Below are 16,184 nucleotides of genomic sequence, written 5' to 3'. Positions count from 1 at the left end.
GTATATATAAACAGTACAATTTTTACATATTTTTATGGAGGTACACATGGGTCAAAAATCCAAGACGATGTTCACAGGCTTGCATGTTTATGAACGTGGTGGTCTGACAAGCAGCCCCATACGTGGTGAAACCACGGCGATTCTGCGCTTTGCCTTGTGTGATCACTGCGAGATTGAAACTCCAGTAGATGGGGATGATGTGTGCACCTACTGCTTTAAGCCAGTAGCAGCCGATTGCGATGAAGCGGTGAACTAGGATGACAGAAACTCTTGTGCTTGGCTTTACTTGGTAAGGTTTCGCCTGGGTCGTCGCGACAACGTGCCTCAAAATACCCGCCCTTGACCCAACCCCGACTCGACCTGCGCAAAGGCGTGATCGATCCTGTTGTGCTGATGATTTCCAGGCGGCAGGTGGAGCAACAAGATCTGGCTTCGGTGCTGGATTCACTCAAGGTGTTCACCGCCACGCGTGAAGACGATTGGCTCTACCGGGGGCAGATGAGTCTGGTGGTGGACGGCTACAACCACGACCCGCGTGAGCTGGTGGACATTCCCGAGGTGCGCCACTTCCTCAAGCGGCTGGCCGCCCAGTGGCCTTACTTTGGCTTCTTCCTGAATCCGGTGAACCCAAGCCCTTGTGCGTCGGCCAATGGGCTATGCCTGCTGGTTCTGATAATGAGCCCCCGTCAAGAGCACTTTGCCTTGTCTCCCGGCTTGTGCCGAGTGGGTGATCGCTGCATGGATGTCGCTCAATTCATATACTTTTTCCACGCTCATGCGCAGCACGTTTTGTGCGGCCAATTCCATCAAGGCGGGGTAGACGGTCTTGGCTTTTTGTCGGTTGTCGGGGTTGCTGAACCAGTTGGCCAACCAGAAGCCTTGGACGTTGATATTCCGAAAAATCAGGTCGTGCGCAGAGATGCTGCAGGGCTCACCGCTGAGCAGGCCATAAAGAACCAAGCGGCCTTGTGGGCTCAAGCTGGCGGCCAATGCCTGAGAGGCTTTTCCGCCAATCGCGTCCAGGCCCAGTACGACGGGCTCGCTCCGGGTGACTTGGCGCACGCTTTGCTGGAGTGAATCTGGGTCCTGGCCGTCATCCACCAACCAGTGACCGCCTTCGTCCGACGCCACCGCCTCAGGTCGGCGCACCACATTGATCAAATGGATGCCCAAGTGCGCAGCCAGCTGCCGAGTGCATTGACCGACGGCAGAGTTGGCGGCATTTTGAATGACCCATTGACCGGGCTGGATGGTGACTTGATGCTGCAGGAGCACCCAGGCCGTTGCCGGGTTGGCAGCGAGCATGGCTTGCTGCAGCACGGGGGCGTGGGATGGCACCTGTACCAGCGAGCGTCTTTGAACCACCAGTTCGTCGGACCAGACGCCAAAAACGCCGATGGGCAGCACCCGTTCGCCGGGTTGCAAGTCCGAGACTTCACTGCCTGTTTCGAGCACCACAGCAACCCCCTCGTGGCCAGGCACGTAGGGCAGCTCGGGTTGATGGCCATATTGCTGATTCATTTGCAGCAGGTCTGCCGGGAGAATATTCATGGCCAGCATGCCAATTCGCACTTGCGTTGGCGCAAGGGGAGGGCGCGTCGTCTCACGAATCCGGATGCGCTCAGCCAGCGGTCTGTCTGGCGATGTGCTCATGACTTCAACGGTGCGGGGCTGCGGTGTTTCGGGTGTCAAGTGGCGCATGGGTTGAGCGTCTTCAATGGTGAGTTTGAGTGGATAAATGGCTTTAGTGCCTGGGTCGCCAGTCGATCAGGGGGGCACAGGGCCCGTCTGCATCAGGCTTTGAGCGGGGTGGGGGGATCGGCAATCGTGCGCTTTCCACTGACCACATCGTCCATCAGGGGTTGCGCCATGGGGTCGACCATGCAGTCGCAAAAAAGTGTGCGCTCTGCTGCCATGCCTTCGTCATGACGCCAGCGTGGCGCGTTCCTGACCAGTCGTTTGATGTTGGCACAGGCTCTGCCGGGGACGGCTTCGATTTGGCCTGCAAGTCGCATGGCATCGGCCATCACGTCGTCGGTGCACGAGGAGACCAGTCCCGCAGCGAGCAGCTCCTGGGGGCTGAAAACCTTGGCGGTCAGCAGATTGAACAGTGCGGGGCCTGTCCCGATGAGCGAGGCCATGGCCTGTGTGCCGCCTGCGCCCGGCAGCAAGCCCAAATTCAGCTCGGGCAGTCCCAGTTGGTGGTCGCCGTTTTGTGCCAGTCGAATGTCGCAGCCAAGCGCCAGTTCAAAACCACCACCCATGGCGGTCCCGTTGAGGGCTGCAATGAAAATAAGGGGGCTGTTTTCTATGCGCTCTATACAAAGGTGAATGGCGCTGCGCGGCACCGGGCGCTCAATTGAAAACGATTTGCCGCGTTCGATCATGGCTTGTGCGCGTTTTTGAAGGATGGCCACGTCGTAGTGGCGAACGAACATGCCGGGCTCCGCGCCCGTGACCACCACAATGCGTCCGTCTTTCCATGCCTCCAGTGTGTCCAGCACTTGGGTCAGCTCGGACTCCATCGACTCGTCCATGTAGCCGTGTGGCGGGTTGAACAGACGCACGATGGCAGTTGTGCCTTGTCGGGTCAATGACAGGCGTGAGCCAGTCCAGTCGGGTCGAGAGGTTTGCATGCAGGTGCTCCAGTCGGTGTCAACGGTGATTCAAAAGTATTGGCAAGGGGGCTGATGGCGACTCAAAAATGTTTGCGGAAATCTGCCAACCAACCACTTGTTTGGTAACTGTCATTCTGCTAAGCTTACCAGCATGAATGAGTTAATCAATACCGCAGTGGTGACGGGTGGCGCATCGGGTCTTGGCCAAGCCTTGGTCAGCAAGCTGAGCGCCAGCGGCGTGAAGGTGACGGTTTTGGACCGGCAGGAAGGCCCACCCCATCCATCCGTTCGGTATGTGATGTGTGATGTCACTTCGGAAGCTGAAGTGAAGAAGGCTTTGAGCGAGTCGGCCGAACAATTTGGGGTGGCCAGGTTGATCGTGAACTGCGCGGGGGTTGGCAAAAACGCCCGATTGTTGGGCCGCAAAGGGGTCCATACCCTGGAGCTTTTTCGCGAAGTCATGGAGGTGAATGTGATGGGCACCTTCAATGTGCTGCGCCTGGCCGCCGAACAGTTGATCGAACTGCCTTTGACGGAAAACGGTCAAAGGGGGGTGATCATCAACATCTCGTCGATCGCTGCATTTGACGGTCAGGTGGGACAGGCGGCGTATTCGGCTTCCAAAGCGGCTGTGGCTGGCATGACTTTGCCGCTGGCCAGGGAGTTGGGTAAGCACGCGATCCGCGTGGTCACCATTTGCCCGGGCGTTTTCATGACGCCCATGGTGGAGGCCCATGTCTCGCAGGACGTGCTCGATGGCTTGTTGCAAAACGCTGCCTGGCCCAAGCGCCCCGGCAGGCCAGAGGAGTTTGCCGAGTTCGTGATGGCGGTCGCCACCAACCCCATGGTCAATGGCGAAACCATTCGACTCGATGGTGGCCTCAGGATGCCCCCGCTATGAATATATCATCGGCAAGCTTTACCGAATTGGCGGTGGTGAATTGGTCGATTCAGGGTGCCAACGTGTTGGTCGCTGAGCTTTCAAGTCTTGACGGCGCGGAGCTTCCCGGTTGGGAAGCTGGTTCGCACATCGACATCAAGGCGACCGATCGCACGGGTCATGAGGTGGTCAGGCAGTATTCCTTGTGCGGTCGTCACGGCGAGAAGAATTGGCGCATTGCGGTTCTGGGTGATGCCCAGGGCAGCGGTGCTTCGCTGAACATCCACGAAAAAATCAAGGCGGGCCAAACACTGCAGGTCCGTGGTCCCCGCAACCTGTTTGGCTTGCAATCGGATGATCGCCCTGTTGTGCTGGTCGCAGGGGGCATTGGCATCACGCCCATCTTGGCCATGGCCGAAACACTGAGCGCCCAAAAAAGAAATTTTCGTCTTCACTACCATGCCCGAAGCCACGACAGTGCTGCTTTCGTCGAGGAGCTCAAGGCATCCAGCTACGCTGGCAGCGTGACTTTTTCATTTGATGACGAGGTTGCGGGGAGTGTGGATCGCATTTTCTCCAAGGCTGATGCCCAGGCTTTGCTCTATACCTGCGGCCCGGCAGGTTTCATGAATGCGGTGATCGGTGCCGCCAAACAGGTGGGCTTGCAGGAAGCCAACATCAGAAAAGAACTTTTTGGCGGATCTTCGCAGCCAGCTTCAGGAGGATCTGTTCTTATGGATCAGGTATTCACCATCAAAATTCAATCAACAGGTGCCATGGTGGAGGTGCCGGTGGGTCAAACGGCTGTCCAGGCACTTTCAGCAGCTGGCATTGAGGTGCTGGTTTCTTGTGAGCAGGGGCATTGCGGTTCATGTTTGACGCCAGTGCTGGAGGGCATTCCAGATCACCGGGATCATTTCATGTTGCCCGAGGAGCATGAAAGAAACGATGCCTTCACGCCCTGCTGCTCTCGTTCCTTAACGCCTTGTCTGGTGCTGGATTTATGAATGAACCGCTTGTCTATGATCCATCGAACGATGCGATCAGAACCAACCCCTTTCCCTTTTATGAGGCTTTGCAGGAGAGGGATCCGGTGCACTGGAGTCCGGCGATCAAGAGCTGGATCATCACGCGTTACGACGATGTCCGGCAGGTGGCGATGTCGTCCAACATGTCGTCTGACCGTTTGCGGCCTTTTTACGAGGCCTTGAAAGACGAGCGGCGTGACATTCTTTCGGGTGTGATGCGCTACCTCAATGAGTGGTTGGTGTTCAAGGCGCCGCCTGAACACACCCGGCTTCGCAAGATGATGAATGTGGTCTTCTCGCTTCAGTTGATTCAGTCGCGGGAAGTCGCCATCCAAAAGACGGTGGAGCAATTGCTGGAAGGCATGGATCCATCGCGTGAGGTGGATTTTGTGGAGAAAGTCGCGGTGCTGCTGCCCGCCTACGTCATTTTGGGCATGATGGGTTTGCCGCGTGAGGACTTTGCGGAAATCAAGCAGTGGTCCGATGATTTGCGCTTGTTCATCGGCACATCGCGCACGGAAGAAGACAAATACAAAAAAGCCAGAGATGGTGCCGATCGCATGTCTGCTTATTTCCGCGATGTGATTTCTCAAAGACGCAGCTCGCCTGGCGACGATGTCATCACGGCCATGGTGACCGCCACGGATGCGAATGGCGCATTGAGCGAGGATGAGTTGGTGGCCATGTGCATGCTCGTCTTGTTTGGTGGGCATGAAACGACAACCAGCTTGCTGGGCAGTGCCGTGGTGGCGCTGATCCAGCACCCCGAGCAAAAGCAAAAATTGTTTGAAAATCCATCGCTGATTGATTCGGCCGTTGAGGAGTTTCTGCGCTACGACGGGCCCAGCAACAGCATTGCGCGAGTGGCTGCGGTTGATCATGAGCTGCATGGCAAAAAATTGATGGCGGGTGATCGGGTGTTTGCAATGATCAATGCGGCCAACAGAGACCCGCGTCGATTCGATCGGCCGCATGAGTTGATTCTGGATCGCAGCCCCAATCGCCATTTGACCTTTGGCCAAGGCCTTCATTTTTGTCTTGGCGCTCCTTTGGCCAGGTTGGAGGCCAAGGTGTGCATTGGCTCTCTTGTCGCCCAATACCCGGCCATGCGCTTTGGGCAAGGCGAGGTGAAGTGGTTGGATGCCTTGGTGATGCGCGGCCCCACGCAGCTGCCCTTGGTTCTCAGTTAAGCAAATTCGAACTCTGGAGCTTCCTCATGAGCGATGTTTATGTGATTGGTGTTTCGTGCACGCCCTTTGGCAAGCAGGCAGACAAAACATTCAAAGACCTCACCCGAGATGCCTTCATGGGGCTGCTCGCTGACACGGGTGCCGATGTCGCTCATCAAATTGAGCAAGCCTGGTTTGGCAATTGCGGCATGGGCACCTTTGGGCAACGCAATATCCGTGGTCAGGTGTGTTTTACCCCCTTGGTGCGTGAAGGCATTTTTCCGGAACGGGTGCCGCTCATCAACGTCGAAGGCGGTTGTGCGACGGCCTCCATGGCGTTTCATGGGGCTTACAAAGACATTCTGAGCGGCGAGTGTGAGTTGTCGCTGGCCATGGGTGTGGAAAAAACATTTTTCCCGGGCGATCCTGAGCGCACCATGGAAATTTTTCAAGGCGGGATTGACCAGCTTGATCCGCACGAGTGGGAGGCGTATTACCGCAAGGCAGGCGAGCAATCGGGCAAACCGTTTGTGACCAACAGCGGGGGTGGGACCTTGTTCATGGACACCTATGCCATGCAGGCGGCGTATCACATGAAAACTTTCGGCACGACGCGAGAGCAGATCGCCTATGCGTCCTCGAAAAACCACGCCATGGGGGCTTTGAACCCGAATGCGCAGTACCGGTTCACCATCACGCCAGAGGAGGTGCTCAATGATCGGGAGATCAGTTGGCCCCTGACCCGCGCCATGTGTTCGCCCGTGGGTGATGGGGCTGCTGCGGCTTTGCTTTGCTCGGAGCGTTTTTTGCGTGAATTGCCCAAGCGCGTTCAGGAGCGGGCCATTGCGGTCAGTGCCAGCGTGTTGACGGGTGGCAAGTACCGCGACCTGGCCGAGCCGGGTCTGTCACATGTGGCCGCCAAAAAGGCGTATGCGAAAGCGGGTCTGAAGCCGTCGGACATTGACATTGCCGAGGTGCATGACGCGACTTCGTTTTGTGAGATTTACCAGGCTGAAATGCTGGGGTTTTGCGAAGTGGGTCAGGGCGGCGCTTATGTGGCCAGCGGTGCCACTTCTTTGGGGGGCGACTTGCCCATCAATTTGTCGGGAGGGCTGGTGTCCAAAGGGCACCCGGTCGGCGCGACAGGCCTGTCCATGATTTACGAGTTGGTCACCCAATTGCGGGGTGAGGCTGGCAGCAGGCAATCTGAAGGTGCCCACATTGCATTGGCAGAAAATGGCGGTGGGGTGATCGGCTTTGATGAAGCCGCTTGTTCCATCACCATTCTCCAGCGCCAAAACTGATTCCTGCTTGGCGGATGGTTAGCGCTGAGTTCAAGGGCGGCCGGTCTCTGCGCTTTTCCTGAACAGAGAAAAAAGATGCTTGGCAACGGTGGCCGGTGAGTCACCACCCGGTTGGTACCACATGAGTGCGCCATTGAGTGCACCCAGAAGGCCCAAGCGGAAATAGCGCCTTTTGATGCCTGCGGGCAAGTCAACGGCATCAGTGAGCTTGGAAAACACTTTTTCGTACTTGTCGCGCTCTGCCACCAGTGCAGTGCGCATGCTGTCTGAGTAATTGGCGGACCAATCGGCCAGAACTGTGGCGGCGGGGCTTTCCCGCATGAGCAAGGCCTCCAGGTGCGCAATGCACGCCGCTTCAAGCCTTTGCCAAGGGTCGGTCAGGGGCTCGATGGCTTTTTCGACGTCGTTGACGAACCGATCCACCCCAGAGGCGTAGACGGTGATGAACAGTTCTTCCTTGGATCCAAAGTGGTGGTAAATCGATCCATGCAAAATGCCAAATGCAGCCGATATATCCCGCATGGATGTGTTGGCATACCCCCGCTCACCAAACAATTGCGCGGCTTTCTCAATCAACTCGGCCCTTCTGTCACCGATGGCCCCCTCAGCCGTGTCTTTGGTCTTCGCTTGGGTCACGCTGACACTGGGCGAGGTCTTTTTGGCTTTGGGGCTGGGTTGGGTTGTGGTTTTCATCTCGATGGGCACAAGTTTGGTCAGGATGTTAAACGCTAAATTCGGTGTCCCTTGAGGCTGGATGCATCTTCAGGTTTGGGCATTCACCCAGTAGGGCTCTCGCAAGATGCGTTTCAAGACCTTGCCCAGGGCGTTGCGCGGGAAGTCTTGTCTCGTTTCGATGTTGGAGAGTCTTTGGTGTTTGGCCAAGCGCTCGTTGCACCAGGTCAGCATGGATGCTGAGTCAAATGCAGCCCCAGGCCTGAGGATGACCAGTGCCAAGGGCGTCTCTCCCCAGCGTTCATGCGGCACGCCAATGACCGTGGCATCCAGGACGTCGGCGTGTTGGCCCAGGATTTCTTCCAGGTCTGCGGGGAAAACATTGAACCCGCCAGAAATGATCATGTCTTTCTTGCGGTCAACCAGAGTAAGGTAGCCCTCTTTGTCCTGGCGTCCGATGTCGCCCGAGCGAATGAAGGTTCGCCCTCTTTCATCCTGCCAAATGAGCGCTGCTGTTTCTGCAGCTTTGCCGTGGTAGCACGACATCATTCCTGGTCCGTAACCGGCGATCTCACCAATTTCTCCGGGGCCAAGAACTTGACCCGATTCATCCAGAATGCGCACTTCGAACCCCAGGACGGGGATGCCCACGGTGTCAAATTTGTCGGCAGGCGCACCCGGCTTGAGCATGGTGGCGAAGCCTTCGCTGAAGCCATAGAGTTCAATGAGTTTGTCACCCATGCGTTCGATGACCTGGCGCTTGGTTTCACGTCTGAGTGGAGAGCCCGCACACAGAATCACTTCCAGGGTGCTCAGATCATGCGAGTCCATATCGGTTTGCAGCAGTGCAATGAACTGAGCAGGAACCATGAAGGTGTGGGTGATTTTTTCTTCCTTCACCAACTTTGAAAATGCCATGGGATCAAAAGCCGGCATGACCACGCAGGTGCCACCGCTGAACAGAACGGGCAGCATCATGAGCCATGTTCCGTTGGAATAAAGGGACGTGGTGGTCAAGGCCCGGCTGCGGTCGCTGAAGCGCATTTCCAGGGCATTGGAAATGGCCCAATGCACTCTGGCGCGGTGACTTTGCAGGATGCCTTTAGGCAGGCCGGTTGTGCCTGAGCTGTAGATGATGTTGAAGGCATCTTCAGAGCGGTAGACCACATTCGGAGTGCCCGTGGACTGGCCTTGTGTCAATGCTTGGTAATCGGTCCAGCCTTGGACTTGACCGTGCACAACGTAGCGATGGCTGGCGTTGAGATGCAAGACTTCATCTTGAAATGGGCGCAGACGTTCTATGAAGTCCGGGGTTGCAAATGCCTGTGTGGCCCCGCAATCGTTGATCAAGGAAGCCAGTTGTTGACCTGTGAGCAATCCCGAAAGCGGGACCACACAGCAGCCTGCTTTGACAATGCCGAACATGACCTCGAGGATTTCCACCGAGTTGCCCATCATGACCACAACCCGGTCACCTCGCGATGCGCCAGAGGCCAAAAGTGCGTTGGCAACGCGGTTCATGTTGTCATTGAAATCCCCCCAAGTGCGTCTGACTGAACCGCACACCACAGCTTCCTGGTGTTTGCGAAACTTTCCGTGGCTGCTGAATATGTCAGGTATCGTGATCTCTGCATGGTCAAGGGATAACAAGGTTTTCTCCTTCGGTGAATTCATGGTAATTTGGCTGGTATTGGCAGGTGACTTGTCAGCTTGAAACACTGCATCAGTGTTTCAAGGACCTTCTCTTTGAAACTTTATGTCGGTCAGTATGGAAACAAAAGCGCTTTCTTCATTCAAGGTTCCCGTGATTGCCGCGCCCATGTTTTTGGTCAGCGGTGTCGAGCTGGTGGTGGCAGCGGCCAACGCAGGGGTTGTGGGCGCGTTTCCAACGCTCAATGCCCGAACGCCAGCTTTGCTGGATGCGTGGATGGCCGAAATCAAAGACCGAACTCAAGGCGCGCGTGGGCTTTTTGCGGCCAACCTGATCCTGCACCCTTCCAATGTGAGGCGGGATGACGATCTGGACATCGTGATCAACCACCGCGTCCCTTGGGTCATCACGTCGGTGGGTTCGCCCGTCAATGTGGTTGAGCGCGTTCATGCCTACGGCGGTCAGGTGTTGGCGGATGTGGCCACTGTCCGGCATGCCAGAAAAGCGATAGCGGCGGGCGTTGACATGCTGGTCCTTTTGACGGCTGGCGCAGGCGGCAATACGGGCTGGATCAACCCCTTTGCCTTCATTGAGGAGGTGCGTGGCTTTTGGTCGGGCCCTTTGGCCGTTGCAGGTTGTTTGAGTACCGGGCGGCAAGTCAGGGCCATTCAAGTGGCGGGTGCTGACATGGCCTACGTTGGCACGCCATTCATTGCGACGCCCGAAAGCATGGCGTCGCATGAGTACAAAGAGGCTTTGGCAACTGCGGGTGCCGACGACATTGTGAAGACCGATGCGGTGACGGGCATTCCTGCCAACTTTTTGAAATCGTCCCTGCTGGCACAAGGCATCATGCAAGCCGATGGCAGTTTGCTGCCCAAGGGTTCGAGCGATTTGGCCAGTTGGAAAACCGCGTGGAGTGCAGGTCAAGGCGTGGCTGGCGTAGGTGCGGTGCAGACAGTGGGGCAAAGGGTCGACAAATTGCATCAGGAATGGTTGCAGGCCACGTAAGGCGTAGCCCGATAAATCGCCAGCGCCATCGATTCGGCGTCTCATATCGCCCTGTCTCTGCCCTGCCAGTAGCGCATTCGAAGTTCGCGTTTGAGCACTTTCCCCGTTGCGCTCCTGGGGAGGCTGTCTGTGAATTCCAATGTTTTGGGTGTGCTGACCGATCCGATTTGCGCCTTCACCAAGTTCTGCAATTCGACAGCTTCAACCGCGCAGCCGGGCTTGAGTTCCAAGACGGCGTGTACCGATTCGCCCCATTTGTCGTCTGGAATGCCAAAAACGCATGCCTCCTGAACGGCGGGATGCGTCATCAAAGCTTGTTCCACACCTGCCGAGTAGATGTTGAATCCGCCTGAAATGATCACGTCTTTTTTGCGGTCCAGCAGCGTGATGCGACCGTCCTTGTCCATAGCGCCCACGTCACCCGTGTGGTACCAGCCATGCCGGTGCACCAAAGCAGTGGCCGCATCATCGTCCAGGTAAGCGGCACTGCTGACCCAGTCACGCAAGACGATTTCTCCAGGCTCTCCTGCTTCGCACCATTGGCCGTCTTCGCGCATCACCCGAACCTGGCGGCTGATGGAGGGAGAACCAATCGAGCGCAGGACGCTGGCAGGCGCAGGGCTTTCGCCTTGCATGTGATCGTTGGGGGACAAAGCGGTGATGGGGCCTATGGCCTCTGCTTGACCGTACATGTTCACCATGACAGGCCCAAAAATGGACAGTGCCTGCTTCAGGGGTTCTTCGGCCATGGGGGCTGCGGCGTAGACAAAATGCTCGAGCGTCCGGTAATCAAACGATTTGATTTTTTCAGAGGCCAGCAGCATGTAGATCACGGTGGGAGGCAGAAAGAGGATTTGGATCTTCTCTTGCTCGATGGTCTGGAGGATTTCCAGCGGGTCCGCCTTGTCCAGCAAAACATGCGTTGACCCGGTCATGGTGAGTGCGAAGATGAAGCTGCCCGCAAAATGGGTCATGGGCGCCACGACCAAGTGGCGCTTGGCTTCGTGAGCGCGCATGGCAAACAGCATGTCGACGCTGGTCACGTAGTTGGACAGGTGCGTGTGCAAAACGCCCTTGGAGCTGCCGGTGGTGCCGCTGGTGGAATACAAGGTCCAAGGCGCCAAAGGATCGTTGGGCAGTTCTTTGGCCGTCGATCCCGCAGGCGCCATCCAATCCATGAGCGAAGGGATTTCGCCATCTTGTTGGTCGAGACAGCACCATTGCGACAGTGCGTGCAGTTCTGCTTTCACATGCGCCGCCAGCGTGCCGACTTGGCTGTGATGCACCATGGCCGTGGGTTTGTGCTGCCGCAAAATGCCTGCGTTCAGGACGGGACTGTTTCTGACATTGACAGGCACCAACACCATGCCGGCGCGCCAGAGTCCGTACATGAAAATCAAGCCACGCCAATCGTTAGGGGACAAAAAGGCGACACGGGTGCCTGGCTCAATGCCCATGGCCTGGATCTTCGCGGCGATCCGATGGGACATCGAGACGGCATCTTTGTAGCTGACGGCTGTGCCGCCTTGCTTAACGAAAATGGCGTCAGGGGTTCGCAATCCCGCCTTGTCCAGCGCGTCCGTAGCCCTCATAGCCGTCTCCTGATTTTTCAGTCCATCAATGCGGGCAAACTGGTGGCGATTTCGGGGAAGCCAATCAGCAATCCCATCAATACGGCTTCCATGATGAGGAAGGGCACCACCCCAACAAAGAGTTCACGCGAATTGACTTGACCCTTGGCCGATGACAAAACTGCAAACAGATTCAAACCAACGGGTGGCGTGATGGCTGCAATTTCGATGAGTTTGATGATCAGCACACCGAACCAAATCCCATTGATGCCCAAGGATGTGGAAATGGGGTAGAGAAAGGGCAGGGTGATGATCATCAAGGACACGCTGTCAACAAAGCAGCCGAGTATCAGATACAGAACCACCACCAAGGCAATAAATACAGCGGCACTCATTTCGAGTGTGACCACCAATGCTTTGAGGTCACCGATGAAGCCGCTGATCAGCAAAAAACGGCTGAACAAAAGTCCTGCCATAACGATCAAGAAAAGCACAGCCGAGATGCGTGCACTTTCAATCAGGCTCTCCCAAAGGGCCCCTTTGGGTAAACGCTTGGTCGACAGGGCGATCAGAAGAACACCTGTTGCTCCAACGGCACCAGCTGCAGAGGGTGGAAATGTGCCGGTATAAATACCGCCAACGACCAAGCCAATCAGCAAGAAAACCGCCCAAGCGCTTGAAATACCCTTCAGCTTTTCCTTCAAGCTGAATCTTTCCTTGATGAGTGGGGCCCATTCAGGTCTGTACATGAGCATGACGCGAATGCCCACGATATAACCCACTGCAGTCAGTGCGCCAGGCAAGATGCCAGCGATCAACAGCTTGCCAATAGGCTCGCCTGTCAGTACCGCAAAAAGCACCATCGCAATGGAGGGTGGGATGAGTCCAGCCAATGTGCCTGCAGCAGCGACACAACCTGCAGATACGCCGGGGTTATATCCATATCGGATCATCTCTGGCAATGCCATTCGCGTGAAGATGCTGGCTGCAACGGTGGTTGAGCCGGATATGGCTGCAAACATGGCCTGCGCCATCACGGTCGCCATCATGAGGCTGCCGCGAATGCCACTGGTCAACTGGAACGCAGCTTTGTACAGGTCGGAAATGATCCCGGCGCGTGATGCCAAAGTGCCCATCAAAACGAATAATGGCACAACCACAAAGTTGTAATCACTTGCGAATGCGTAGGGCAGGGACTGGATCGTGGACAACAAAAAAGTCGAGCCCACAGCATAAAAAATGCCAGCGATGGCAACAGTGCCAACGGCGTACGCTACAGGAACGCCCAAACCCAAAAGGCACAGCATGGCGACAAAACCGAAAAGTCCTGTAATCACTGGCTTTCCTTAGATGTCGATGAATTAAAAATTTGCTGAAACAATTGACCTACCAGTGTCAGGACGCAAAGCGTTGCGCCTATGGGGCATGCCAATTTCCAGGGCCAAATCGGAAAACCAGAGGTGTCAGCAGAGACCTCCCAAATCATCACACTCTTGATGGCCTGATCCCATAGTCCATAGGTAATCAATCCTATGAATAAAAGACCGCACAGGGAGCCAAAAAATGTGGTGACTTTTTTTGTTTTGTCCCCCATAGAGGATTCAAACAAGTCTACGCGGATGTGCTCATTGCCTCTTTGTACGGGACTGCAAGCCAGAAATATGCTGCTCGCTAAAAGCGTCCCAGACAATTCAACTTTGTAGGATAAATAGAAGCCCAACACGTTGCCCATCACGATGTCTATGGCACCCACAGCCATCATGATGAACACAGCACTTGCGCAAACCGCAAGTGCTGCTTTCTCGGTCCAGACGATCAGTTTGCTCATCTGTCAAGACGATCAGTTGCGCGAGTTGGTAAAGCTTTGAGCCGCTTTCCTTTGGAGAGGGATGAGGTCTTTGATCTTGTCGCCCAGGCCGTCCTTGGTGGACTTGTCGACCCAGATTTGAATCATGTCGGGTGAACGTGTGATGAAGTTTTGAAGATCTTTCATGGCAACGATGCTGCCGCCCGTTGCTTTGAACTTGTCCATCGCATCGGCTTCGACTTTTGGCAATGCAGCCAGATCTTTTTGCATGGCTTCTTGAGCGACTTGTGTGAAGAGTGTCTGCACTGAACGTGGCCACGCGTTGTAGGCTTTGGCGGGCACGTACATCTGGAATGTTGTGAAGGAGCCCGTATTCAAATCAGACAGATAAGGTGCGACTTTTTGCAGGTCTGAAAAAGGCGTCCATTCGATGGGGCCGAAGTTGCAATCGAGCGTTCCACGCTGCAGGCCTTCACGGATTTCAGTCGCTTGAACGCGTGTAGGCACCATGCCATGCGCTTCCATCCAGATCGGCACATAGGCGCCACCCACAGCTCGGACTTTCAAACCTTTGAGATCCGCAGATGTGTTGACCGGTTTGTTGCAAAGCAGCTTGTAGGGAGATGGGACTGTCCATTTGATGACTTTGAGGTTTTGAGCCTGAAGTTCGTCGGTCACAGCTTTGGTGGCATAGCTGGCACGCGCCAATTCAGAACCTGTTTTGGCATCAGCGGACACGCGATTGAGCAGGCCCGCCGAGACGGAAGTCAGGGGGAGTTCTGCGGCGTGAACAGCTTGTGCGAACACACCAATGTCCACGGCACCATTGCCCACCAGGTTTTTGATTTCTGTGAGACCGCCCAGTTGACCAGACCAGAAAATCTGGATTTTGATCTTGCCGCCAGATCGTTTTTCAATTTCTTCAGCAAACCACTTGTCCCATTCGGCACCCGGAAAGGTTTGCGCCAAAGGGTGTGCCATCTTGAGTGTCAAGGACGGGTAATCTTGGGCTTGCACAGGGAGTGCAAGTGCAAGTGCTGCGCAGGTAACCAGAAAATGTTTCTTCATCGGTGACTCCTAGTCGTTTCTCAAAGTTGCCAAATGGCGGAAATTGATGTGTACCCCCTTCATGCTATCGATTGGACTGCGACAAAACAATCGTTTGGTTGTTGACTTTTTTAGGGGTTTACCCGCTACCTGAAGTTTTCGTAGCATTTCCTGATCCAAACCCGTAAGTTATCCAATGATTCCTAACTAATCTGTGCCACTGAGTTTGGTAACTTTGGCGACACTATGGCTGTTGTGCTACCGGATGGAGGCCAACGCCACTGTTTGGGGGCTGCTTTTCAGGGCGATGGCATGACGGTTTCGGTGTTTGGATCGAACACGACACCTGACCTTGTTCTCGATGTGTCCGCACATCGCTAAAAGGCATCAGGCTCAAGGCCACGCCATCACGCCCCGCAGCCCCACCCCAAAGCTTTGAAAGCCTTGCGCGTCCCAGTGGGCGCTGCTGTCGAGGTTGTCGTGTTGGTGGCCGTGCACCGTCATGCGCGCGCCCATGCGGCGGGCCAGGGTGTCCAGCGCTTTGAAGCCGTGCTCGTGGTAGCCGGGCGCTTCATGGGTGATGAGGATGTCGGCTTGCAGCGTGGCCAGTTGTTCCAACTCGTCGGGGTAGATGCTGGACCAGTGCTTGAGGTGCACGCTGCCTTGCCAGCGGTCTTGGCGCGGGGTGACGCGGGCGTGGTCTTCGCGGTTTCGAAACTTGGGCGTTTGCTGGTCTTTGGGGTACCACACCGAACCACGAAACACACCGCCCAGCCCGGCGATGCGCGTGCCGCAGGGCAGCGTGACGACGCGGCCGTGCAGGCTGCGCTCGCTCACATCGTCGTGCCAGACGTTGCCAAAGTTGTCTGCGTGGTCGGTGTCGTGGTTGCCGTGGATGAACCAGACCCGCTCCCAAATGGCCTCCAGCTCGATGTGCAGCGGCCGTGCAGGCTCCAGGTCGCCCAGCAAGATCACGGCGCGGGCGCGGGTTTGCAAGGCCGCATCAATGATGTGCTGCCACTGGCCGTGGGGGTCGCCGCAGAAGAGGAGGGGGCCGGGGTGCATGGAGCGCAGTCTATGCGTTGTGGTTCATGATTTTTTAGAAGTTGCACATTCTTTTGACGCCGTTGTCTTGCTGGGTCTTCACCACTCACACATGTTTCGTTTTTAACCGGCTGGGTGCGTCATATAGATCGATCGGATTACGACGATCGGTTGATGTCAGATGTTTTTTCATTCGATATTATTGAATTAAATGTATTGGATTGAAAAAATTGTGAAATGAACAAATATTGCTTTATAACCGTTTTTTCCCGCCGTCGGGGTGTGGTGGTGGCTGTGGCGGAACATGTCGCCGTGCGGGGTGGAAATCGTGGGGGTATCGCGGGCCCTTCTGTGGGCATGAGGGCCAGGCGTTTTGTGGGGG

The 16,184-nt window shown here is 55.9% G+C and carries 15 protein-coding genes and 1 pseudogene; 7 read left to right on the top strand and 9 right to left on the bottom strand.

The window, feature by feature from the left end:
* Positions 1–46 precede the first annotated feature (46 nt).
* On the top strand, positions 47–256 hold the full coding sequence (locus tag QZ190_RS11650) for a hypothetical protein (RefSeq protein WP_291916458.1): 210 nt from the start codon (positions 47–49) through the stop codon (positions 254–256).
* A 398-nt stretch (positions 257–654) separates the two neighbouring features.
* Here the strand turns inward: QZ190_RS11650 and QZ190_RS11645 are convergent, their stop codons facing one another.
* Entirely contained in the window at positions 655–1,653 is a 999-nt protein-coding gene (locus tag QZ190_RS11645; protein ID WP_291916460.1) for a zinc-dependent alcohol dehydrogenase family protein, read from the bottom strand.
* A 140-nt stretch (positions 1,654–1,793) separates the two neighbouring features.
* A complete protein-coding gene (locus QZ190_RS11640; protein WP_291916456.1) occupies positions 1,794–2,636 on the bottom strand; it encodes an enoyl-CoA hydratase/isomerase family protein in 843 nt (280 codons plus the stop codon).
* A gap of 133 nt (positions 2,637–2,769) precedes the next feature.
* Here QZ190_RS11640 and QZ190_RS11635 point away from each other — a divergent pair, with 133 nt between their 5' ends.
* From QZ190_RS11635 to QZ190_RS11620, 4 genes are read left to right on the top strand one after another with little or no spacing between them, the layout of a single operon-like run.
* The gene (locus QZ190_RS11635) at positions 2,770–3,519 is read left to right on the top strand and encodes an SDR family NAD(P)-dependent oxidoreductase (RefSeq protein WP_291916454.1); all 750 of its coding nucleotides are present in this window, start codon (positions 2,770–2,772) and stop codon (positions 3,517–3,519) included.
* On the top strand, positions 3,516–4,505 hold the full coding sequence (locus QZ190_RS11630) for a PDR/VanB family oxidoreductase (RefSeq protein WP_291916452.1): 990 nt from the start codon (positions 3,516–3,518) through the stop codon (positions 4,503–4,505). The genes QZ190_RS11635 and QZ190_RS11630 overlap by 4 nt, the downstream gene beginning before the upstream one ends.
* Complete coding sequence (locus QZ190_RS11625) at positions 4,502–5,716, top strand: cytochrome P450 (RefSeq protein WP_291916451.1); 1,215 nt, start codon at positions 4,502–4,504, stop codon at positions 5,714–5,716. The genes QZ190_RS11630 and QZ190_RS11625 overlap by 4 nt, the downstream gene beginning before the upstream one ends.
* Positions 5,717–5,742: 26 nt before the next feature.
* Positions 5,743–6,999, top strand: a complete 1,257-nt coding sequence (locus QZ190_RS11620) for a thiolase family protein (protein WP_291916449.1) — start codon at positions 5,743–5,745, stop codon at positions 6,997–6,999.
* A gap of 30 nt (positions 7,000–7,029) precedes the next feature.
* Here QZ190_RS11620 and QZ190_RS11615 read toward each other — a convergent pair whose 3' ends face one another.
* Together QZ190_RS11615 and QZ190_RS11610 are read right to left on the bottom strand one after the other, a co-directional pair.
* Positions 7,030–7,692, bottom strand: a complete 663-nt coding sequence (locus QZ190_RS11615) for a TetR/AcrR family transcriptional regulator (RefSeq protein WP_291916447.1) — start codon at positions 7,690–7,692, stop codon at positions 7,030–7,032.
* Between the two features lie 69 nt (positions 7,693–7,761).
* A complete protein-coding gene (locus QZ190_RS11610) occupies positions 7,762–9,345 on the bottom strand; it encodes a class I adenylate-forming enzyme family protein (protein ID WP_291916445.1) in 1,584 nt (527 codons plus the stop codon).
* A gap of 130 nt (positions 9,346–9,475) precedes the next feature.
* Here QZ190_RS11610 and QZ190_RS11605 point away from each other — a divergent pair, with 130 nt between their 5' ends.
* The gene (locus tag QZ190_RS11605) at positions 9,476–10,333 is read left to right on the top strand and encodes a nitronate monooxygenase (RefSeq protein WP_291916443.1); all 858 of its coding nucleotides are present in this window, start codon (positions 9,476–9,478) and stop codon (positions 10,331–10,333) included.
* Positions 10,334–10,374: 41 nt separating this feature from the next.
* On the opposite strand, the gene QZ190_RS11600 is transcribed toward QZ190_RS11605, so the two are convergent.
* The 5 genes from QZ190_RS11600 to QZ190_RS11580 form a co-directional block, all read right to left on the bottom strand.
* Positions 10,375–11,925, bottom strand: coding sequence for a class I adenylate-forming enzyme family protein (locus tag QZ190_RS11600; protein WP_291916441.1), 1,551 nt, complete (start codon positions 11,923–11,925; stop codon positions 10,375–10,377).
* Between the two features lie 17 nt (positions 11,926–11,942).
* Complete coding sequence (locus QZ190_RS11595; protein WP_291916440.1) at positions 11,943–13,241, bottom strand: TRAP transporter large permease; 1,299 nt, start codon at positions 13,239–13,241, stop codon at positions 11,943–11,945.
* A complete protein-coding gene (locus QZ190_RS11590) occupies positions 13,238–13,732 on the bottom strand; it encodes a TRAP transporter small permease (RefSeq protein ID WP_291916438.1) in 495 nt (164 codons plus the stop codon). Before QZ190_RS11590 ends, QZ190_RS11595 begins: the two co-directional genes overlap by 4 nt.
* A gap of 12 nt (positions 13,733–13,744) precedes the next feature.
* Positions 13,745–14,692, bottom strand: a complete 948-nt coding sequence (gene dctP / locus QZ190_RS11585) for a TRAP transporter substrate-binding protein DctP (RefSeq protein ID WP_291916436.1) — start codon at positions 14,690–14,692, stop codon at positions 13,745–13,747.
* A gap of 459 nt (positions 14,693–15,151) precedes the next feature.
* The gene (locus QZ190_RS11580; protein WP_291916434.1) at positions 15,152–15,823 is read right to left on the bottom strand and encodes a metallophosphoesterase; all 672 of its coding nucleotides are present in this window, start codon (positions 15,821–15,823) and stop codon (positions 15,152–15,154) included.
* Between the two features lie 216 nt (positions 15,824–16,039).
* On the opposite strand from QZ190_RS11580, the pseudogene QZ190_RS18140 reads away from it, so the two are divergent.
* Positions 16,040–16,165, top strand: a pseudogene (locus QZ190_RS18140) (ESPR-type extended signal peptide-containing protein); the annotation flags it as partial.
* Positions 16,166–16,184: the final 19 nt, after the last annotated feature.

The sequence above is a fragment of the Limnohabitans sp. genome (genome assembly GCF_017848645.1).
GTDB lineage: Bacteria > Pseudomonadota > Gammaproteobacteria > Burkholderiales > Burkholderiaceae_C > Limnohabitans_A.
Note: the sequence above shows the minus strand (reverse complement) of the source record. Positions and strands in the feature narration are given on the sequence as shown.